At 60.3% G+C, this 21,092-nt stretch carries 15 protein-coding genes and 2 pseudogenes; 8 read left to right on the top strand and 9 right to left on the bottom strand.

What is annotated here, in order from left to right:
- Positions 1-22 precede the first annotated feature (22 nt).
- The 7 genes from PH552_RS02190 to PH552_RS02160 all read right to left on the bottom strand — a co-directional run bounded on the left by PH552_RS02190 (position 23) and on the right by PH552_RS02160 (position 6,616).
- Positions 23-514: a MarR family winged helix-turn-helix transcriptional regulator gene (locus tag PH552_RS02190; RefSeq protein WP_183764596.1), complete on the bottom strand. Its 492-nt coding sequence runs from the start codon at positions 512-514 to the stop codon at positions 23-25.
- A gap of 153 nt (positions 515-667) precedes the next feature.
- Complete coding sequence (locus PH552_RS02185) at positions 668-1,981, bottom strand: MFS transporter (RefSeq protein WP_285165434.1); 1,314 nt, start codon at positions 1,979-1,981, stop codon at positions 668-670.
- A gap of 163 nt (positions 1,982-2,144) precedes the next feature.
- The gene (locus PH552_RS02180) at positions 2,145-3,176 is read right to left on the bottom strand and encodes a 2,5-dihydroxypyridine 5,6-dioxygenase NicX family protein (protein ID WP_145646436.1); all 1,032 of its coding nucleotides are present in this window, start codon (positions 3,174-3,176) and stop codon (positions 2,145-2,147) included.
- A 53-nt stretch (positions 3,177-3,229) separates the two neighbouring features.
- On the bottom strand, positions 3,230-3,862 hold the full coding sequence (locus PH552_RS02175; RefSeq protein WP_183764605.1) for an N-carbamoylsarcosine amidohydrolase: 633 nt from the start codon (positions 3,860-3,862) through the stop codon (positions 3,230-3,232).
- 11 nt (positions 3,863-3,873) lie between these two features.
- Entirely contained in the window at positions 3,874-4,626 is a 753-nt protein-coding gene (locus tag PH552_RS02170; RefSeq protein ID WP_112342077.1) for a maleate cis-trans isomerase family protein, read from the bottom strand.
- Positions 4,627-4,688: 62 nt separating this feature from the next.
- Positions 4,689-5,489 carry an alpha/beta fold hydrolase gene (locus tag PH552_RS02165; RefSeq protein ID WP_183764608.1) on the bottom strand — a complete coding sequence of 267 codons (801 nt, stop codon included), beginning with the start codon at positions 5,487-5,489 and terminating at the stop codon, positions 4,689-4,691.
- Entirely contained in the window at positions 5,486-6,616 is a 1,131-nt protein-coding gene (locus PH552_RS02160) for an FAD-dependent monooxygenase (RefSeq protein WP_183764610.1), read from the bottom strand. Before PH552_RS02160 ends, PH552_RS02165 begins: the two co-directional genes overlap by 4 nt.
- Before the next feature lie 375 nt (positions 6,617-6,991).
- On the opposite strand from PH552_RS02160, the gene PH552_RS02155 reads away from it, so the two are divergent.
- The 6 genes and pseudogenes from PH552_RS02155 to PH552_RS02130 all read left to right on the top strand — a co-directional run bounded on the left by PH552_RS02155 (position 6,992) and on the right by PH552_RS02130 (position 18,303).
- Complete coding sequence (locus PH552_RS02155; protein WP_432422002.1) at positions 6,992-7,534, top strand: (2Fe-2S)-binding protein; 543 nt, start codon at positions 6,992-6,994, stop codon at positions 7,532-7,534.
- On the top strand, positions 7,527-11,003 hold the full coding sequence (locus tag PH552_RS02150) for a molybdopterin cofactor-binding domain-containing protein (protein ID WP_285165433.1): 3,477 nt from the start codon (positions 7,527-7,529) through the stop codon (positions 11,001-11,003). Before PH552_RS02155 ends, PH552_RS02150 begins: the two co-directional genes overlap by 8 nt.
- A gap of 8 nt (positions 11,004-11,011) precedes the next feature.
- Positions 11,012-13,684: a carbohydrate-binding protein gene (locus PH552_RS02145; RefSeq protein ID WP_183764616.1), complete on the top strand. Its 2,673-nt coding sequence runs from the start codon at positions 11,012-11,014 to the stop codon at positions 13,682-13,684.
- Between the two features lie 3 nt (positions 13,685-13,687).
- Entirely contained in the window at positions 13,688-15,910 is a 2,223-nt protein-coding gene (locus PH552_RS02140) for an MGH1-like glycoside hydrolase domain-containing protein (RefSeq protein ID WP_285165432.1), read from the top strand.
- Positions 15,911-16,038: 128 nt separating this feature from the next.
- Positions 16,039-16,215 (top strand): annotated as a pseudogene (locus tag PH552_RS02135) (IS6 family transposase); the annotation flags it as partial.
- 255 nt (positions 16,216-16,470) lie between these two features.
- Positions 16,471-18,303, top strand: coding sequence for a methyl-accepting chemotaxis protein (locus tag PH552_RS02130; RefSeq protein ID WP_183764622.1), 1,833 nt, complete (start codon positions 16,471-16,473; stop codon positions 18,301-18,303).
- 98 nt (positions 18,304-18,401) lie between these two features.
- Here the strand turns inward: PH552_RS02130 and PH552_RS33805 are convergent.
- Positions 18,402-18,497, bottom strand: a pseudogene (locus PH552_RS33805) (IS200/IS605 family transposase); the annotation flags it as partial.
- 196 nt (positions 18,498-18,693) lie between these two features.
- On the opposite strand from PH552_RS33805, the gene PH552_RS02125 reads away from it, so the two are divergent.
- On the top strand, positions 18,694-18,990 hold the full coding sequence (locus tag PH552_RS02125) for a PRC-barrel domain-containing protein (RefSeq protein WP_112342083.1): 297 nt from the start codon (positions 18,694-18,696) through the stop codon (positions 18,988-18,990).
- Between the two features lie 217 nt (positions 18,991-19,207).
- Here the strand turns inward: PH552_RS02125 and PH552_RS02120 are convergent, their stop codons facing one another.
- A complete protein-coding gene (locus tag PH552_RS02120) occupies positions 19,208-19,411 on the bottom strand; it encodes a hypothetical protein (protein ID WP_112342084.1) in 204 nt (67 codons plus the stop codon).
- A gap of 682 nt (positions 19,412-20,093) precedes the next feature.
- On the opposite strand from PH552_RS02120, the gene PH552_RS02115 reads away from it, so the two are divergent.
- Positions 20,094-21,065, top strand: a complete 972-nt coding sequence (locus PH552_RS02115; protein WP_183764625.1) for an alpha/beta fold hydrolase — start codon at positions 20,094-20,096, stop codon at positions 21,063-21,065.
- Positions 21,066-21,092 lie beyond the last annotated feature (27 nt).

Raw genomic sequence — 21,092 nt, 5'->3', positions numbered from 1 at the left:
ATGCGCGTCAAGCGCGGGCAGCTCAGCCGAGATCTGCAGCCTCCCCCGTCTCCGGATCGACATCGGCAATCTTTCGCAACAGATAGAGCAAAGCAACCTGCTCGGCCGGATTGAGTGGCCCCATGGTCTTCTCGGTAATGGAACGGGCGCGCGGATACATTTGCTCGAGGATCGCCTCGCCCGCCGGCGTGAGAGAAACGATCACCTTCCGCCCATCATGGGCATCCCGCGAGATCTCGATCATGTTCTTCGATTTGAGGCGATCGATGATGCCACGGATCGTCGCCTGATCGACGGCGGTCGCCTTGACGAGTTCGCCCTGCGAAATCGGGCCGTTGTCGCGGAGCGCGCAGAGCGTCACAAACTGGACTGAGGTCAGCGAAGGGTCAACGGCGTTGTCCTGGAAAATTGCCAAGTGGCGCTGATAGGCCTTGCGCAGCAGATGTCCCACCTGCTCGGTTACCTGATAGCCAGCCTGTGTGTCTGTTTTCGTGATGTCGTTATTGTCTGCCATGCTCTTGGCGCTCGCTTCTATTGATGCTTCTAATCCTTCAAAATGCAGCCAACCGCAAGCCGCATGGATTGTAATATAATGGAGGCAGACAGGCGATTCTTGCCGCGCAATGCATTGCGGCGGGCATGATGCCCGCCGCAGTTGGTTGTTTTCCTATTCTAGAACCATGTTCCTGGATTCTGCATTGATGAACGCCACGCAGACAGCGGCAAGCAACAGCAGAGCCGAGATGACGCCGAGTGCGAGGCCGAAGTTCGAGGTCATGATCGGAGCCACGATGGATGGCGCCAAAAGCCCGCCGAAACGCGCGACCGATCCTGAAAGGCCCATGCCGCTGGCACGCAGCGTGGTCGGATAAATTTCCGGCGTGAAGGCGTAGATAGCCCCCCAAGTACCCAGCAGCGCAAAGCTGAGCAAGAGCGTCGCGGTCACGACGATCTCGACCGATTGGCCAAGCGCGTATCCGAGAGTGCCGACGGCGCTCAGGATCAGGAAGCCGACGAGGGTCGGCTTGCGCCCCCATTTCTCGACGCCGTAGGCCGCCAGCGCATAACCCGGAAGCTGGGCGATTGCGAGAACGACCAGAAACAGCTGTCCGCGCATGAAGCCCATGCCTCCGGCGGCCAGTCGAACGGGCAGATATACGAAGACACCGTAGTAGGACACCGAGATCAGCATCCATGCCAGCATGAGGAAAACGGTTCGGCGGCGAAGCTCAGGTGACAGAAGGGCAGCAATCGACTTGTGCTGTGACTTCTGCGGCTTCAGGGGCGGGATCTCTACCGTGTTTCCATTTGAGATCGCGACGCGCTTGAGCACCTTGCGAGCCTCTTCCGAACGCCCCTGCTGATTGAGATAGAGCGGAGATTCCGACACATAGAAGCGAAGGATGACACCGATCAGTGCCGGCAGGCCGGTCACGAAGAAGATCGTACGCCAGGCTTCGCCACCCTGCGAACCGGCAACAAGCGCAAGAAGCGCCAAAGCCACTGTGCCAACGGCCCAGAAACCTTCGAGCAGCACCAGCCAACGGCCGCGGCGGTCGGAGGGAAGGAATTCAGCCATCATGGCGTAATCCACCGGGAGAGTTCCGCCGACTCCGAGGCCTGTCAGGAAGCGCGCGACGAGCAGCCATTGCAAATCCGGCGCGAAGGCGGATGCCACGCCGCAAATCGCATCGAGAATGATTGCGATGAACAGCACGGGCCGGCGGCCGATCCGGTCCGCAAGACGCCCGAAGACAAAGGCCCCAACGAGCATGCCCAGAAAGAAGAGAGTTCCGGTCTGCAATGCCTGTGGAACGGTGATGCCGAAGCTTCCTGCGATGGATGGTGCGGTGAAGCCGATGGCCAACACCTGCATGGCGTCGGCCGCCCAGACGAGGCCGAAAATAGTGAAAAGTCGCTTCTGAAAACGCCCGACGCCAGCCGCGCGGATGCCTTCTTCCACTGTGATTGAAGTTTGCATTTTAACCCCTCATTCGTTGATTTTTATTGGATTTGCATCGAGAACGGTGATCTTCGCCACCTTGAGGCCGCGGATCGAGGCGCACGCGCTCAGTCATTCCGGTTGCGATATATGCGACCGGAATGCAAAGAACGATTTGGATTGCCGAAAACGGCGACTTCGATCAGCCGAATTTGGCCTGCATTTCCTTGACCGCGATGTCGCCGTTGAGAACCATTGGTTCGTCGTCGAGGAAGAGCGAGCAATTGCGCATGGGAATATCCAGATGGCAGGCGGTGTCGTTCGGGCCGCCGAGCTCGTTATTAGGCCCAGTAGAGAACATCACGTTGCCATAGAAGGAGCGCGCTTCCATGCCCATGCCGCCAGGGAATTCGCCCGGCGCCATGCGATGCCACTTGGCGTTCTGGTTGAGGCCCCAGCCGACATGGCTCATGCCCATGCCGCGCGGGTCGTTGAAACCGGCCATGTAGGACTTGACAAGTTCAGCATCGAGACCGCCGCGAATGTCGGTGATCCAGCCATTTTCGATCGTGTAGATGATTGGATCGCGGACATACATGTTCTGCGGCAGCAGGATATCGCCGGGAGCAACGACGATCGTACCATCGACGCCGTCATCGTCACCGCCGGTGAAGACGAAGCCCGACGGCCAGTGGTCCCAGCGGCCCGGTTCATCGGTGCAGGCATACTCGGTGATCGCGGGATAGGTGTTGAGCTTGTAGGTGACGTCGGTGCCATGCTCGGAGGTGATGCGCATCACCTTGGCCTTGGACAGAAGCTCGCCGGCGAATTCGACACGCTCGCGCAGCTCCTTCGTCGGCAGCATACGGGCGAGAACTTCCGGCGGCTCGACCGCCGTCAGGATGCGCGTGCCGGATGCCTGGATCGCCATCTGTTCCGGGCTGAAGAGCAGGAAGATGCAATCGATGACCATGTCTGCGGCCTTGAGCGCTTCCACCGCATCCGGCATCGCCGCCAGTCCGGTCTGGCCGACGGCCCAGGCACCCGCCGGCGGGACCGGCGGCAAACGCATGTGGTACATCTTTGCGCCGAGACGCATGCCCGCCGCCATGAAGGCATCGGCATAATCGAGGCGCTCGTTACCCTGGGTCAGGACGATAAGCTTTTCGCCCTCGTGAACGCCTGACATCTTCAACTGATGCAGGCAGATTTCCGTGAAGCTAAACTGATCCATGCTTGTTCCCTTATAGTGCTTGAGGACTGCTATGCGCCGTATCGTTACGGAAGTCAGACTTTGGCCTTGGCGATTTCGGCAATCGCCTCCGCCTTCACGACGACATCGCCATATTTGCTGTCGATATCGAAAAGGTTCGCATTGTGAGGATCGGGATGACGGTCGCCGACGCAGTCGCGAACGACGATGGCTCGGAAACCGTGCTGAACCGCATCCACTGCACTGGCGCGAATGCATCCGCTGGTCGAGCAGCCCGCCATGATGACGGTGTCGATCCCCAGCGCATGGAGATGCGAGGCCAGGCTGGTTCCAAAGAAGGCGCTGGCATATTGCTTGACGATCACCAGCTCGTTCTTGGCGGGCTCAACCTCGTCGCAGAACTCCGCAAGCACATTGCCTTCAACCATGGCCTTCATGACCGGGGACTTCTTCACCCACATGCCGCCATCGGCGCAATTGTCCGCAAGATAGAGGATGCGGGTGTGGATGACCGGGATGCCGGCCTTGCGGGCGGCTTCGATGAGTTCCGGCGTCTGTGCCACAGCATCGACGACGCCGGGCGCATAGAGAGGTGCGCTCTCGATCGTGTAGGCTTTCAGAAAGTCGATGACGAGCAGCGCGGGAGAACGGCCGAAGCCGATCCTGTTACCCCACACCCCTTGGTAATTCGCTTCGGCCGTCTCCATCGCAGAGCTCCCTAGTATGCGCCAGACAGAAGCGCGCCCGCACCGGGCACGACGGGTTCAAGACCTAGCGACTTTAGCATGAAGTAGGTGGTGGCAACGGCAGCCGTGACGACAGGCTTGCCCGTCATCGCCTCGACCTTGGCGATAGCCGCCAGCGACGGCATCTGCACGCAGGCCGAAAGCACGATCACGTCGACATCGGTCAGATCAAGACCGGCAACGATTTCAGGCAGGTTCTGCGGATCGTGGCGGCCAACGGCCAGATTGTCCGGAATTTCGAGTGCGCGCCAGTCGCCGACTTCGAAACCTTCGTTTCGGATGTAGTCGACGACCAGTTCGGTAAGCGGCTTCATGTAGGGCGCTACCACGGCGATCCGCTTCGCCTTCATCACTTTCAGCGCTTCGACGAGAGCACCGGCGCTGGTAACCACAGGCGTGTTGGCGCCGTTCTCGACCGTGCGTCCCCGAAGACGCGTCTCGGATTCGCGGTGATATCCGTGCCCCATCGCCATGATCGCGACCAGGCAGGCGTAACCAAGAACATCGACCTGCGCATCGGACAGCTCGATGGCGCAGCGATCGGATTCTGCGTCCATCGCCGCCAGCTCGTCCTTCTTGACCGTCTTCATCCGCATGCGGCTGGAGTGGAAGGTGAAACGCTCCGGACGGATCGACTGCCTTGCGAGCAGCATCGCAGGAATTTCCGTCTCCATCGTCGTGTTGGAGCTCGGCACGATTTGACCAATACGATAGACCTTTTGCACGGCTTGTCCTTTTGCAATGCGTTCAAGAGAGCGATGACGCGGCTGCCCGCGTCATGGAAATGTCACTGAATCAGGAAGTCGCCGAGCGCGGCGAAGAAGCCTTCAAAGTCATCCCAGGGAATCATGTGGCCGGCATTCTCGACACGGGTGATCTGTAGCGAGGGATTAAGCCCCTTGATCTCTTCTTCGTCGGCAGCCTGGATCACGCCGCCGCGGCCAGCGATCATCAGCATCGCCGGAACTGCCAGGCTGGCGAAATCGGGCAGGATGTCGATATCGTGGAAATCGTTGAACGCCTTGATGATCCCGGGCGCATAGCACGTGTGGAGCCATTCGGCGCGCAGCTGCAGCTGCTCTTCCGTCCAAGTCGGGCAAAACGCCTTCATCGCCTCGGCATCCATGCCCTTCTCGGCTATTGCGATCGAATCCGTATACCAGGGCAGCTTGCTCGGATACGGGCGGCGCCCGGGACCGGAAACCGGCGGATCGATCAACGCGAGACGGCTGAAGGCACCTGGCGCGCGGTTGGAAGCCCGCATCGCGATGCGCGCGCCCATCGAATGACCGAGGATGGCGGGCTGGGTCAGTCGAAGCTCGCTGGCGAAAGCGATCACATCATCAGCCATTGCGTCGAGGCCATAATCAAGATCGGGACCGGTCGAGGAGAGACCACGGCCGCGAACGTCGAGGACGTAAACGTCGTGGCGCAGCGCCAGGATTTCGGCAACGAAGCCCCAGGTGATCGCCGGCGACGTGATGCCGGGAACCAGCACGACCATCGGCCCTTTGCCGCCGTAGCGCAGATAGTGCTGGCGGACGCCATTGGCGAAGACGTTCGCGCCATAGAGGAACCGGCTGCTCATGCTGCATTCTCCGTACGCAGCGGTTCGGCGTAGACGTCATAACCATAGACCCAGGATGGATCCTCCTGCGTCAGCAGAAACGTGTTGGCGTTGGAGACCGACTGCACCCGCGTCGCCCGGTCGCGCCGGTTGACTTCATAGAGCTTGAAGGCAGTCGCGTAATCCGAGATCCCTGTTTCCAACAGGCAACGGGTGAGCATCGCGGCATCTTCGATCGCCATCGCCGCACCCTGCGCCATGTGCGGCTTCATCGGATGGCACGCATCGCCGAGCATAACAAGCCGGCCCTGGCTCCAGATCGGCAACGGATTGCGGTTGAAAAGCGGCCACTTGGTCACTGTCTCAGTGCTGTCGATCAGCGCCTCGATGACGGGGTGATAGCCGGGGAACGCCGCATGCATTTCCTCGCGGCTGCTGTCGACGAATGCCGTTTCAAATTCCCAAGCCTCGTGGGGAACGCCGGTCACGTAGTAATACTCGTCCTTCCGGCCGGTAGTGAAATAGACCATCATGTGACGGTCCGGCCCCCACCACTTCACACAGTCCTCGAATTCAAGATCGTACTTCTTGAGGCGCTCGGCATTGATCAGCGCGCGATGTCCGACCCATCCGCTATAATTGGGCCTTTCGAAGCCGAGCAACGTCTCGCGAACCTTCGAATTGATGCCATCCGCACCGATGACGATATCGGCGCGCGCCGAAGTCCCATCCTCGAACGTCATATAGACGTCGCTGCCGGTGTCTTCGATCGTCGCCAGCCTCTTGCCGAAGTGAAGCGTGCCTTCCTTCAGCGTGTCGCACTGCAGCGCCTGCAGGTCACCGCGGTGGACGGTGCAATAGGTGTGGCCATAACCTTCCAGCGGGATGCGGGAGAGATACTCGCCGGAGATGCCGTCGCGGCTCAGCCAGAATTTCGGCGCGCTGCTGATCGACACGACCTTTTCGGCAACGCCGATGCGCTCGAAGATCTTGAGCACGTTCGGGCCCATATGAATCCCAGCACCGAGACGCGAGAAGGTTGGCGCCTGTTCGTAGACATCGACATCAAAGCCTGAATGCTGGAGCAGGGACCCTGCGACAGCGCCGCCAAGGCCGGCACCGATAATGGCAATCTTCTGTTTTCCCATAAGCAGCAGTCCCCTTTTTCTGGCTGATATCGCATCGCCATCAGTTTCAGGCAGATTAAGCGTATACACTATTTATTGCAAGCGAGATTTCGGCGACCCGATGTTCTTCGCTATCAACGTGCGCAGCGTAGCACGTAGAAACTAAGGCGGACGACCCGTTGACAGCCGACCCATCTTAAATCAGTGTATACGCTATTAAATAAAAAGGGAACGCGCTCCTTTGCGATATCGGTTGATCCCGATGCAAAGGCTGCGAATATCATGCGGGCGAAAGCTCGCTATGGAGACTGGGATGCCAGATCTGGCAGTCGTTTTTGCCACCATCGCCCTCCCCGACCGGTGTACCGATTGGCATGCCGCGGGAGTGATCCTCACGTGAGCGCATCGTCGATATCGATCCGAGTGAACAACACGCAACAAATTGTCTGTTGTGATCCGAAGACCCCATTACTGTATGTTTTGCGCAACGACCTTGCCCTGAACGGCCCGAAATTCGGTTGCGGGCTTGGCGAATGCGGCGCCTGCGCCGTGCTGATCGACGGTCGCGCCGTCCGTTCCTGCGTCGTGCCGGTCGCCGCCGTCCAGAGCCGCAGCGTCGTGACGCTCGAAGGTCTGGGGAACGGCGACGCACCGCATCCGGTGCAGCAGGCTTTTATCGACGAGAATGCTGCCCAATGCGGCTATTGCCTGAACGGAATGATCATCACGGTTGCCGCGCTCGCACTGCGCGAGCCACATGCCAACGACGACGAGATCAAGCATGCGCTTGAACACAACCTCTGCCGCTGCGGCACGCACCGTGAAATCCTTGCCGCCGCCAAGCGCGCCCTGATGCTCTCGAAAGCCGCACATTCGCCGGATAGCCAGAGCGAACAGCCAGCAGACAGAAAAGCAGATCAAGGAGAGCCGAATGCTTAGCGTTCATTTCAAGACGCAGACCGGCCCCCTGTTTCTGGTCGTCCAGGACGATGGCCATGTCGTTGCCTTCAATGGCCATGTCGACCTCGGCACCGGGATCCGCACCTCGCTGGCGCAGATTGTTGCCGAAGAACTGGATGTGGCATTCGAGCGTGTCGAGATGGTGCTCGGCAGCACCGTCGGCGGACTGGATCAGGGCGCTACGATTGCCAGCGAAACCATCCAGGTCACCGCCATTCCACTGCGTCAGGCAGCGGCGACAGCCCGGCGCTTCCTGCTGGCGCGGGCGCGCACCGTTCTCGGTCTCGAGGATGAGAACCTGACGATCGAGGACGGCGTCATCTCCTGTCACGGCGAACGGAACGCCTCGATCAGCTATGCCGAACTCGTCGACGGCCTCGACGAGCATCTGACACATGATCCCGATGCCGCTCTGAAGAGCATCGCCGAGTACCGGCTGGTCGGCAAATCGCGTTCCCGCGTCGATATCCCGCTGAAAGCGGTCGGCGCCTGGACTTTCGTGCACGACGTCCGTGTCGCCGGCATGCTGCATGGCCGCGTCATCCGGCCGCCCTATGCCGGCTATGACCATGGCGTCCAAGTCGGTTCGAGCCTCGTCTCCGTGGACGAAACCTCGGTCGCCCATATCGACGGTCTCGTCGCCGTTGTCGTCGTTGGCGATTTCGTCGGCGTCGTTGCAACCCGGGAAGAAAACGCGATTGCCGCGATGAACGCGCTGAAGGTCGAATGGCTCGTGCCCGAACGACGGCCGGACCTCAACCGGCCGGAGATCGCGCTGCGCGCCAACCCCTCCACGCCCCGCCAGCTGATCGACCGCGGCAATGTCGATCTGGCGCTGGAAGGCATGCCTTCCGCGATGAATCGCACCTATGTCTGGCCCTACCAGATGCATGGCTCGATCGGCCCGTCATGCGCCGTCGCGCATTTCGAGGACGATCACCTGACAGTCTGGTCGGGAACGCAGAACCCCTATCCGATGCGGCGCGATCTCGCGATGCTGATGGAAATCCCGGAAGAACAGATCATTATCGAGCGTCTCGAGGCCGCAGGTTGCTACGGCAGAAACTGCGCCGACGACGTGACGGCGGATGCCGCTCTTCTCTCGCGCGCAGTCGGCGCACCCGTTCGCGTACAGCTGACCCGCGACCAGGAACATGCCTGGGAGCCGAAGGGAGCAGCACAGGTCATGGACGTTCGCGGCGGCCTCGATACCGAAGGCGGACCGGCAGCCTATGATTTCGAGACGCGCTACCCGTCCAATCTCTCACCGACACTTGCCCTGATCCTGACCGGCAAGGTCGCTCCGGTGGCAGATGTCGTGCAGATGGGCGATCGAACCGCAATCCCGCCCTATGCCTATGGCAACCTCCGGGTAACGGTTCACGACATGCCGCCGATTGCGCGTGCCTCATGGTTCCGCGGTGTCTCGGCGATGCCGAACACCTTCGCGCATGAATGCTATATCGACGAACTGGCCGCTGCCGCTGAGGTCGATCCGATCGAATACCGTCTTCGTTACCTGCCGGATCAGCGCGCCAGCGAACTCGTCCGCGCCGTCGCCGAACGGGCAAAATGGCAACCGCACACGACCTGGGGCACCTTAGGGGGCGAAGGCGATCTCCTTTATGGCCGCGGCTTCGCCTATGCCGTCTATGTCCACGGGAAATTCCCGGGTACGGCTGCCGCATGGGCGGCCTGGGTCGCCGATGTGGCGGTCAACAGGAAGACCGGCGAGATCGCCGTTACCAAGGTCACCTGCGGGCAGGATGCCGGCCTGATGATCAATCCGGATGGCGTGCGCCACCAGATCCATGGCAATGTCATCCAGTCGACAAGCCGCGTCCTCAAGGAAAGGGTCGAGTTCTCCGATACGGCCGTGCTCTCCAAGGAATGGGGCGGCTACCCGATCATCACCTTCCCCGAGGTGCCCGACATTGATGTGCTGATGCTCGACCGGCCGCACGACCCACCGCTCGGCGTCGGCGAGTCGGCATCGGTCCCGAGTGCGGCGGCAATTGCCAATGCCGTCTATGACGCCACGGGCGTCCGCTTCCGCGAATTGCCGCTGACGCCGGAAGCTGTCCTTGCAGGACTGGGCAATGTCACCTCCAAGCAGGCCGATCCTCCCAAGCAGGCCCGCAAATGGTGGCAATTCTCGCTCGGCACGGCAGGCATTGCTGCCGTTGCCGGCGGGCTTCTCCAGTTGCTGTCGCCGTGGCAGCCCAGCATCGCACAGATCAGTCGTCCGGATGCTGGCGTCTTCTCCGCCTCGACCATCGAGCGCGGGAAGCTTGCCGCGGCGATCGGGGCCTGCAATGTCTGCCACGTCTCGAACGACGGTCGCGCCTTTGGCGGCGGCCGGGCGCTGGAAACGCCGTTCGGTACGATCTATGCGAGCAACATCAGCCCCGATGTCACTGCGGGCATCGGCGCCTGGTCCTATCCGGCCTTCGAAAGAGCAATGCGCAACGGGGTGAGCCGCGACGGCCACCGCCTCTATCCGGCGCATCCCTACACATCCTTCGCAGGCGCCGAGGACGCGGACCTGCAGGCCCTCTATGCCTATCTCATGAGCCAGCCGCCGGTGGAGACGAAGGCACCGGAGACAAAACTCTCCTTCCCCTTCAACATCCGCCCATTGATGGCGGGCTGGAATGCGCTCTTCCATCAGCGCAGCGGGACGCAGTTTCAGCCGGACAAGGATGCTGTCTGGAACAGAGGAGCCTATCTCGTAGAAACACTGGGCCACTGTTCGGCCTGCCACTCGCCACGCAACGCGCTTGGCGCCGAAATGTCGGGCAGGTCCCACCTTGCGGGCGGCTATGCAGACGGCTGGCATGCGCCGGCGCTCGATGGTTCCGGTAAGTCGCCGGTGCAATGGACCGAAGCCTCGCTCTACGACTATCTCCGCAAGGGCAATGCCGCCCACCATGGCAGCGCCCTTGGACCGATGGGCCATGTCGTCAAGGCGCTGGAGCCGCTGCCTGATGAGGATATCCGGGCGATGGCAACCTATCTCGCCAGCCTGAACAAGCGGGAAACTCCGGCCGATCCGGCAGCTGCTGCCGCCGAAGCAATCGCCAAAGCCACCGCTGCCGAACAGACGGCCTTTGCCGCATCTCCCCGTGGCCAGCGAATCTTCGAAGGCGCCTGTGCCACCTGTCACAGCAGCAGCACCGCGCTGACCTCGCTTGCGCTGAACTCCAATCTATACGCAGGGACTCCCGATAACATCATCCAGGCCATCCTCGGCGGCGCGGAAGCGCCAGCGGAGATGAAGGCTCGGAATTCGCCGGAAACGATGTCGATGCCTGCCTTCAAGGAGACGCTGAGCGACAGCTCCATGGAAGATCTCGTCACCTACCTACGTGCCCGCTTCGCGCCCGACGAGCCCGCATGGACCGATATCACCGGCAGCCTTGCCAGAGCACGCGCTTCCGGACATTGAGAATACCGATGCCGCCACGCCAGGACATATCGACCGATCAGAGCTTCCAGTCGCCCGGCCCGGAATTCCGCCCGGCCGCCTACTGGTTTTGGCATTCGATCCCCTCCGGCGCGGTGACACGGGAACAGCTTGCGGACTTCGTCGCCAAGGGTTTCGGCCGGATCTACATTCAGGCCAGACTGGCAATGCCGAGGGAGGATTACCTCTCCAGAGCGTTCGTCGCCGCTTACCGAGATGCGGTGGAGGTAGCAAGCGAACTTGGTCTGCGCGTCGGCATCTATGACGACTATAACTGGATCAGCGGCCAGGCGGCCGGACGCACCGTGCAAGGCCGTGACGAGCTTCGCGAACGGCATCTGTTCTGGTGCGAGACGCCAGGTGCGACCGGTGAGATCAGCGGCATCGTCACGTCCTGGACAGCGGGAATGGGCCAGGACATTCTCGATTGGCAATATGACGAGGGGCGTCCCGCCTGGTGTGACTGGCAGATCGAGGCTGTTGCCCTCCACCCCTCGGAGGCTGTCGCATCCACGGGCGAAGCCTTGGTATTTTCCGGTTCCGTTGAGATTACCGGCACCAGTGACGACGATTGCGCATTCCGGATCTCAGGTGACGTCCCAGCCGGTTTCAAGGTTACGGTCTTCGTCAGCGCCCGCAGCCGCACCTCGCGCATCATCAATTATCTGCTGCCCGAGGCCGCCGAGGCCTTCATCACCCATGGTGTGGAACCATTGATATCGGCGCTCGACGGTCTCCTGCCCGATCCAGTCGATCAGATTTTCTACGACCAACCGGCTGCTGGCTTTTACAGCTGGAAACAGAAGAGCGGAAATCTGGAAAACAGCCTGCCATTTTCGGCTGCCTTTGCCAGCTCGCTCGCCAATCATACCGGCCGGCCGCTTGCCATTTCACTGCTTTCGCTGGTGGGCGATATCGGCCCGGAGACAGCGGTCATCCGCGCCAAGGCCTATGCGGCCCTGTCGCAGCAGATGAACGAAGCCTTCTTCGGCACGTTGCGCGCCTGGGCGGAGAAAAAGCACCTGCTGCTGACCGGCCACGAAATCCTGCCGCATGTCGGCAGTTTCGATCTCAACGGCACCTTCAAGGGCATCGACCCGCGCATCGCGCCAGCCGTCGATTTTTTCGGCATCGACGCTTACCGCCATCTGACGGCGGCGGACGCCAACAATTTCATACCGCAGCTTTCGCCGAAACTCGCGGATTCGGTTGCGCGCGCAAACGGGCGCGGCCGCTGCATGTTGGAGACCTACGCGACCGCCGAACGCACCACGCTTCGAGCCGCCGGCCAATGGGAGCTGACGCTCGAAACCCTGCGTGCGCACCTGATCCGCATGCATTTCATGGGCATGCGCCAGTCGATCTGGCACGGGCTCTACTTGTCGGCCGGAACCGCCGAGCCGCGCCCTTTCGTCAATCCGCGTTTCGACTTTGCGCCCGGCATCAATTTCGAGCCTTGGTGGTCGTTCCACGACCTACTCGCCGACGAGACCGCAAGGCTCTCAGCCTTCATCGAGCCCGCGCGCCCGCTGACGCGCGTTGCTATTTTCTATCCGCTCCACACTGCGCTGGCGGAAGGTCCAAGACATGAGCATGCGGATCATGTCGGCGCCTGGTGCAGAGCGCTTCTGGAAAAGCGCATCGATTTCCTCTTCGTTTCCGAGGAAGCTGTTGGTAAGGCCGCGATCGACGGTTCGCTGATCACGATCAGCGGCCAGACCTTCGATGCCGTCATCTTGCCTGCCATCACGACGATTGGCGGCCTGGAGGCCATCCACGTTCTCGAACGTTTCACCGTTGCGGGAGGTATCGTTTGGTCATCCGGTGGCAGCGACCATTTCGTGCCGCTTGACGGCGAATGTTCAATCGACAATCCTTCGTCAAGGAGCCTCGCCCGACTGCCCACCAGCAATGACGTCGAGGCGCTTCTATCGGCCTTCGCCCCGCGCGGACCGATCCTGCTGACGGATCCCGCGCCGACGTTCTGGCGCTGGATCGGCGAGGATACGGCGGGCTGGCGACTGGCGCTGTTCAACGACAGCGTCGCGCCCACAACGGAAGACTTCGCGCTGAATACGTGCTTTGACATCGCATCATGGGATTGCGCCACCGCCACGGAAACACGTCACGGCACATCATCTGATCTGTCGATCAGCCTTGAACCCCATGAACTACTCTGCTTGCGGCTTGTCCCGAGCCAGGAGCCCGCAAGCAAGCTAGTCCTCTCGCCGCAGGCACCCAATCGCACGGAGCGGGCCGGCGTTGCCCTTGCAGAGCAGTGGAAGCTGCGCTTCGAGGGAAATTCCGAACCGATCGATATCCGCGTCGATCGCGGCTGGGATGCGCAGGGGTTTGACGCAGTGTCAGGCACGGCAATCTATGTGCGGACGATTACCACAGGCGATGCCGGGCGCTACCAGCTGCAGCTGCCCATCGTCCATACCGCCGCCAGCGTCAGCATCGATGGCCGCCCGGCGGGAAGACGCGGCTGGCGCCCCTACCGCTTCGATCTGGGGCCACTTGAGCCGGGCGATCATCGTCTGGAAATTTCGGTCTCCTCCACGGCGGCAAATGCCTATTATGCCAGTACGCCGTTCAAGGGCGGCAAGGACGATCCCGCAGGGCTCGGCGCGCCTCCCATCCTTTTCTTTTCAGGACTGTAAGACATGCCTCAGCACACGACCATTCCCCTCAATCGCGCCTGGAATACCTGGAGCGACCGGCCGGCCGAGATGGTCTTCCTGCCGCTCGGCGTGCGCCTGACGCCGGTGCTCTATTCAAGCCGTAGCCGGACGACCTCCGCGATCGAGCCCCGTCACGACACGGTTCGCCTCGGGCGGCACGAGCTCGATGGTTCGGAAGTCTCGCTTGAGACCGAGCATACCGGCACCACCCTCTCCTTTCACTGGAGCAAGCCTGATCCCTTCGTGGTTACCGGCGGCTGGAGGGCACAGGCCTCCGCTGAGTGGGGGCTCCGCTTCTGGGTGACGCTGGCGATCTCCGCCGACGGCGCCACGGTCACCTACGACGCGGCAGCGGGCGCCGCCCTCATCAAGATCGGCCAGCGCTTCGTGGCCGTGGTCAGCGCCGAAAGTCCGGTGCAGGTGACCGGCCATGACAGCATTGCCGATCTGAGGCAGGATTTCGAGGCGAACGGCTATTTCTATCTCGCCAGCCGCAGCAATGCGGCGCCCGTCATCGGACTGCGTTTCAACCTCGAAATGATGCGCGACGGCAGCTATGCGGCGGCCGTCGCCGACCGCGCCGATCTTGCCATCGAGAAGGCACGGGCCGCCCTTGCCAGGAAGGCAGCGCCCGCGGCCGATCAGACAGACAGCTTCCTCGCTGCGGTTCGCGATATCGTCGGCTGGAACACGATCTGGGACGAGACCAACAACCGGCCCTACACCGCCGTCACCCGCATCTGGAACCTCGGCAAGTTCGCCGTCTGGTACAATGACCAGACCTATGCCGCGCTTCTCTCCGGCCTGTTCGACATGGACATCGCCCGCGAAAACCTCGCGGCCGCCTTTGCCGGCGTGACGCCGCAGGGCAACGTCGCCTGCATCGTCACATCGAATGACGCATGGGTCGACCGCACGCAGCCGCCGCTGGGCTCGCTCGTTCTCTGGGATCTCTATCAACGCAGCGGCGAGCGCTCGATCGTCGAGGCGAGCTACGACGTCGTCGCCCGCGCTCATCGTTGGTGGTGGGATAACCGTGATCCGGATCGCCGCGGGATGATTTCCTGCGGCACATCCGATGTCGGTGAGTCACTCTACAAGGGCACCGCCTTCGGAGCCCGCAACGAAACCGGCATGGACAATTCGGCCACCCATGATGAAGCGGTCTACGACCCGAATACGCGCTCCCTCTCAACCTTTGATCTCGGCCTGAACTGCGTCGTCGCACTCGATGCCGAAATGCTCGCCAAGCTCGCCGCCGTTCTCGGCAAGACTGTCGAAGTCGAAGAGTTCGAGGCTATCGCCGCCGGGCTGCGCCAGCGGATCAGTGAAGAACTCTGGGACGACAAGCGCAAGATCTTCGCCAACCGCCAGCGTTCCGGCGCCTTCGTCAAGTCGCTCTCGCCCACCAGCTTCTATCCGCTGCTCTGTGGCGCCGCGAGCGACGAACAGGCCCGCCACCTGATGGTTCATCTTCAGGACGACAGCCTCTTTGCCGGTGAGTTCGGTCTTCCGAACGCCACCCGCAACGATCCGGCTTACGCAGAAAATGTCTATTGGCGCGGCCGCATCTGGCCGAATGTCAACTATCTCGTCTGGCTTGGCCTGAAGCGCTACGGCCTTGAACCGCAAGCGCAGAGGCTAAGAGCACAGTCACAGGAGCTTTTCCTCAAGTCCTGGGAAGGGAAGCGGATCGCGGCCGAGAACTACAATTCGCAGACCGGCGAGGCGATGGATCAGGGGGATACCGATCCCTTCTATATCTGGGCAGGCCTGTTGCCGCTCATGGCGATGTCCGATGTCGTCGATGTCGACCCTTGGGATGGTTGGGCGATCAGCAACCGACAGCGAGATGCAAACTTGGGCACGATCGTCTCTCCGGCGGGACCGATGAGCGTTCGGATTGCAGACGGCCGCCTATTGCTCTCGATAAACGGCAAGCTTTTTCTCGAGACCAGCCTCCCCCTTCGACTTTCCGGCCTATCGATCGCGCCGGGTCACGTTCGTATGACGATTTCGCCGGTTGACCCAGGCGGTGTCCTTATCTTTCCTGCGCTCGATGCAGATGACGTCATGGGCATATATCTCGATCGCATCGCAATCCCTTCCGAGCGGGTGGATGGTCCTCTCACCATAGCCATCGCCGCCTCTTCGGAAGCACGCAAATTGGAAATTTTCGTTGGAGCCGATACAAGCCGGATTTAACACTCGATATCAAGCCCGATTGTCGTAATATCGTCCATGGTGGGTGGCTCCTCTCTTGATGCCGTCGGAGGGCGCCATCCACCACATCAACTTAACGAAACTCGGACATCGATATGCGCTGACGGGTCATAACGAACCGTACTCTGCTCTATCGTAGCCACTGCTTTCCCGCCGAAATTATCGTCCACGCCGTCTGGCTCTCTTTCCGATTCCCTCTGAGCCTGCGGATGGTTGAGGGCATGATGGCGGCATGCGGGATCATCGTTTCGCATCAGACGATCCGGTCATGGGTTGAGAAATTCGGACGTGCCTTTGCCACGAAATCCGCCGCCGTTCAGCCGGCCGGCTCAATCTACCCATCAACCGTTCAAAAACGAAAACCCCGTTTTTCTACCGTGAGTTCATCTAAGCAAGTTATTTTTTTGTTTAAATTTAGAATCTAATCTTAGCATCTGGGATGCATGTAGCGTTCGGTGATGCGCAGGAAGCGCAGGAATTGTTGCCGATGTGACGCCAGTCTTCGCGACGGGCACGACAGCAACTCAGCGCGGTGGGTATCGATGAAGAACATGAAAATCTCGCTCCAGCTGTTTTTGCTGGTTGGAGCCATGATAACGACTTTCGCAGGCCTGACATTTCTCCAGATTCGGTCCTCAACGACGGCCATCTACCATGAGCGCTATGAAATGCTGCGCACGCAAGTGGAAACGGCTATCTCCGTATTGAAGGACTATCAAAGCCGGGTCGAGAAAGGCCAATTGTCGCTTGATGAAGCCAAGAAGCAGGCTTATGGCCAGCTCAACAAGATGACCTTCGAGCCGGACGGATATTTCTACGGATACGACTACAATGTCGTGCTGGTCTTTCATCCGACCTCGCCGAGTGTCGGCCAAAGCAACAAAGGCGTGAAGGACGCCAACGGCTTTGCCTATCGCGACGAACTCGTTCGGCTGGGCCGGGCCGGCGGCGGCTATGTCGAGTTCATCGGCCCGAAGCCGGGCAAGGACCCGAATGACCGAAGCTACTCCAAAGCAAGTTATGCCAAGGTCTTCGAACCTTGGCAGATCGTCATCATTACCGGGCTTTATACGGACGATCTGAAAGAAGATATTCGCAATTCGACCATCAAGATAGTCGGTGGCTCCGCGCTTGCGTTCCTGCTGGCGATTGCCGCGGCCTATTTCATCATCCGAGGTATTTCGCGTCCGCTCAATGCCATCCACGATGCGCTGAATGCCGTGGCCGATGAAGACGTCACCTTGGACATTCCCCACACCGACATGGGCAACGAAGTGGGCAAGATGGCGCGTGCGACCAAGGCTCTGCAGGAGAAAGTGCGCGAGCGCCACACTATGCTGGCACGGCAGGAAGAGCAGCAGCGCGAACTGGACGCCGAGCGCCAGCGCAATCTTGATGCTCAGCGCAAGGAAGCCGAAGAGCAAGCGCATGTGGTCGCCACCATCGGCGCCTCGCTCGAGCAGCTCTCTGTCGGCGACCTCACGGTTCGCTGCGCCGATCTGGGTCCAAAGTACGAGGGCCTGCGCCACAACTTCAACGACGCCCTTTCCCGCCTCGAACAGGCCATGAGCCGCGTCAACCTGAAAGGCACCGACATCAGTGTTTCCAAGGAAGAGATCCGTCGCGCTTCCAACGAGCTTGCGCAACGCACCGAGCGTCAGGCCGCCAATCTGGAGGAGACCTCGGCAGCTCTCGATGAGCTGACGGTGGCGGTTCGCCAGACGGCGGAAGGTGCCAGGGAAGCTGCAAGCCGCGTGGCATCCGTCAGTCAGGAAGCGCGCCAGAGTGACGGTATTGTCGAGCAGGCGATCGCCGCCATGAGCGGTATCGAGCAATCGGCCACCGAGATCACCAAGATCATTGGCGTCATCGACGAGATCGCCTTCCAGACCAACCTGCTGGCCCTCAATGCGGGCGTGGAAGCGGCGCGCGCCGGCGACAGCGGCAAGGGCTTTGCGGTCGTCGCCCAGGAGGTGCGCGAACTTGCTCAACGCTCTGCCGCGGCCGCCAAGGAAATTAAGGAGCAGATCGCCCGCTCCACCGGGCAGGTTGAACAGGGCGTGCAAATGGTCGGTAAGACCGGCGAGGCATTGAAGCGGATTTCCAGCCAGATCACCGCCGCCGACGATATCGTCTCGAAAATCGCGCACAGCGCTCAGGAGCAGGATTCGACCCTGCGCTCGATTTCCTCTGCGCTCAACCAGCTCGACACCGCCACCCAGCAGAACGCCGCCATGGCGGAAGAAACCACCGCTTCGGCAGAAGTTCTCGCCAACGATACTGGCGACCTGCTGGATCTTATCCGAGGCTTCCGCACCAACAGCTCTGCAAGCGAACTACATAGAATAGGCCATCAGATGCGACGGGCAGGCTGAACAGGCCCTACCACGCAGCTCAACCTAGTCATGACCTCCACCAGAGGTGGAGGTTTGAAACGCTGCGCTTGAACTGCTAGAAGCGGTATTGTTAGCGCTTAGTAGCTACGATTGAAGAGGTCGGCAAAGTCGGAAGCTTTGTCGGCCTTTTCCTGATTACGGATATATTGTCTGACGACCTGCTCATTGTAGCCCTTCAGCGCGTGGGGGATTGATCCCCCCGAAATTGCGGCCCGGAACAAAGCTTTCGCATGGCCGTTCGTTCTTATGATGAGCGAAAGAGGAAAGGCCAAGCCCGGTGGCGATTAATCCAAGTCCACCAAGGCACAGGAACGCAAACGCCAATCACATCGCTCGACATTACGCCCGAAATCAATGGAGGAATAGGTCATGGATCATAGCAACCACATACGACTGACCGAAGAAGAACTCACACAAGCCAATCTGGAAGGCGCATCGATCTATGATGCCGATGACCACAAGGTTGGTACGGTTGACCACGTACATGGAGCCGGCGTCGGCAGCAGCGTCGTGATCGACGTTGGCGGTTTCCTTGGTATCGGTGCAAAGCCGGTGTCCGTTCGAGGGACCGATCTCGATTTCATGCGCGACGAAAGCGGCGAGATCCATGGCGTGACTTCCTGGACCAAGGATCAGCTGAAGGCAATGCCCGAGCATCGCGATTAAACACTGGAAGGGAGCTTCCGCATGGGGAAGCTCCCCTTTGAACCGAGATTTCCATACGCGAGAAATATCCAAGCGCGCCGGACACATTTGCTGCACCGAGCAGAACGAGAATGGTGCGCGGCGATAGTAGCTCCCATTTTTCGTCACACGGTGACGTGATTTAAACGTCGATCGCGACGGCCGTGCCTCGTTCGTCCGCTTCCCTCATTCGTCGGTTTCAATGTCCGCTTTCTTCGGCCCGCAGCTGATCGATGGCATCCAATGCCTCGTCTGCCGACCATCCAGCACGTAGAGCCGCGGCGACGAGGCGGACTTCTACCTCCTGCTCCAGTTTGAGAAAAGAAATCTCAAGCGCTTCTTTTGCCGTGAGGACATGATCATCATGGGGAACGACGTCAGGAATTCTTGCAGTCTTTGCCACGGCACTCTCCGTCAAATTGAGGGACAGTTTTCAATGGTTCCAATTCCGCGCTGGGCAGAATCGTTCTGTTTCAGCGTTTGTCCGGATTAAAAGATGTCTCGCTTGAATAAATTACTCCGAAGCTCCCCAAATGTTCCCAACAGACAACTCGGCGTCTAATATAAGCTCCGAGATTGATGAAGCCTACGAGCGGGCGGCAACGAAATGGCGATCTCCGACGTTCGCAGCCTCCTTGCCGATCATCGGAAACCGATCGGTCCTATCGCGCCCTCCCCGCGTGAGGATCCGAACGCGGCCGGGTTCAACGCGAATTCAGCCATGGTGGTTTTCCTTCGATGGTAAGGCCTCGTTCTCATCCTCAAAGAGTGTAACGAACTCATCGTCCGTGCGGGGGCCGAACAAAACGCAAGGCGATCTCGGACGATGCGCAAAAACCGCGATCGGCAGAAACCCTTCCGGGATCTCCTCCTCAAACCATCGGTCACCGGCTTCGATGCACGCAATCCGCCCTCAAGACGAAGGATAGACGAGCAATCGCTTCCAGCGCTTTGACACGGGTCAGCCATGGCGCACCGTCCAACTTTTTACCTTTTTTTATCCCAGGTCCGACGACCGGCAATGCTAGTCCTTTTCCAGAGGCGCTGATGTGGATCGGCACCCATTCTTGAAGAGGGAAAGCATCATGAAAAAACATCTTCTCATTACTGTCGCACTTCTTATGGCCATCTCTCCCGTAGCTGCCGAAGCCCGCTGCGTGCCGAACGACGCTGTCATCGCCGCAAAGGCTGTTCCCCTCATTCAGTACAAAAACACGATCATCGACGGTGTGAAGGTCTTCTACCGTGAAGCCGGCCCGAAGGACGCACCGGTCCTCCTTCTCCTGCACGGATTTCCCACCTCGTCACATATGTTCCGCAACCTCATTCCACTGCTCGCGGACCGTTACCACGTGATCGCACCGGACTATCCCGGTTATGGCCAGAGTGACGCACCCGATCACACCAAGTTTTCCTACACATTCGCGAACCTGACCAACATCGTCGACAAGCTGACCGAAAAGGTCGGAGCCGATCGATACAGCATGTACGTCATGGATTACGGCGCACCGATCGGATACCGCCTGGCGCTGAAACATCCGGAGCGGGTCGAAACCCTGATCGTGCAGAACGGCAATGCCTATACCGAAGGCCTCGCCGCATTCTGGGACCCGATCAAGGCCTACTGGGCCGAAAAGACGCCGGAACGTCGGGAAGCACTCGCCGGCCTGGTTACGCTCGAAACGACAAAGTTCCAGTATACCGACGGTATGGGCGATGTGGCACATATCAGCCCCGACAACTGGGTCATCGATCAGGCCCTGCTCGATCGACCTGGCAACAAGGATATCCAACTCGATCTCCTGGGCGATTACGGCAGCAACGTACCGCTTTATCCCCAGTTCCAGGCCTTCTTCCGCGATCATCAGCCGCCGACGCTGATCGTGTGGGGCAAGAACGACAAGATCTTCCCCGAGTCCGGCGCGCATCCCTATCTTCGCGATCTTCCGAACGCCGAGATGCACATACTCGACAGCGGCCATTTCGCTCTTGAGGACAAGCTCGACGTGATGGCGCCGCTCATCCGCGACTTCCTGGACCGCAAGGTTTGCAACTGATCCCTAGCTAATTCATAGCGCGGGGCC

This window comes from Rhizobium aureum (genome assembly GCF_030182495.1).
In the GTDB taxonomy this organism is placed as follows: domain Bacteria; phylum Pseudomonadota; class Alphaproteobacteria; order Rhizobiales; family Rhizobiaceae; genus Rhizobium; species Rhizobium tropici_C.
Note: the sequence above shows the minus strand (reverse complement) of the source record. Positions and strands in the feature narration are given on the sequence as shown.

Excerpts from the sequence above, each read along its gene's own strand:
- PH552_RS02115 (WP_183764625.1), top strand. The coding sequence starts at position 20,094 with ATGAAAAAACATCTTCTCATTACTGTCGCACTTCTTATGGCCATCTCT.
- PH552_RS02140 (WP_285165432.1), top strand. The coding sequence starts at position 13,688 with ATGCCTCAGCACACGACCATTCCCCTCAATCGCGCCTGGAATACCTGG.
- PH552_RS02160 (WP_183764610.1), bottom strand. The coding sequence starts at position 6,616 with ATGGGAAAACAGAAGATTGCCATTATCGGTGCCGGCCTTGGCGGCGCT.
- PH552_RS02180 (WP_145646436.1), bottom strand. The coding sequence starts at position 3,176 with ATGGATCAGTTTAGCTTCACGGAAATCTGCCTGCATCAGTTGAAGATG.
- PH552_RS02185 (WP_285165434.1), bottom strand. The coding sequence starts at position 1,981 with ATGCAAACTTCAATCACAGTGGAAGAAGGCATCCGCGCGGCTGGCGTC.
- PH552_RS02130 (WP_183764622.1), top strand. The coding sequence starts at position 16,471 with ATGAAGAACATGAAAATCTCGCTCCAGCTGTTTTTGCTGGTTGGAGCC.
- PH552_RS02125 (WP_112342083.1), top strand. The coding sequence starts at position 18,694 with ATGGATCATAGCAACCACATACGACTGACCGAAGAAGAACTCACACAA.
- PH552_RS02145 (WP_183764616.1), top strand. The coding sequence starts at position 11,012 with ATGCCGCCACGCCAGGACATATCGACCGATCAGAGCTTCCAGTCGCCC.
- PH552_RS02190 (WP_183764596.1), bottom strand. The coding sequence starts at position 514 with ATGGCAGACAATAACGACATCACGAAAACAGACACACAGGCTGGCTAT.
- PH552_RS02150 (WP_285165433.1), top strand. The coding sequence starts at position 7,527 with ATGCTTAGCGTTCATTTCAAGACGCAGACCGGCCCCCTGTTTCTGGTC.
- PH552_RS02165 (WP_183764608.1), bottom strand. The coding sequence starts at position 5,489 with ATGAGCAGCCGGTTCCTCTATGGCGCGAACGTCTTCGCCAATGGCGTC.
- PH552_RS02175 (WP_183764605.1), bottom strand. The coding sequence starts at position 3,862 with ATGGAGACGGCCGAAGCGAATTACCAAGGGGTGTGGGGTAACAGGATC.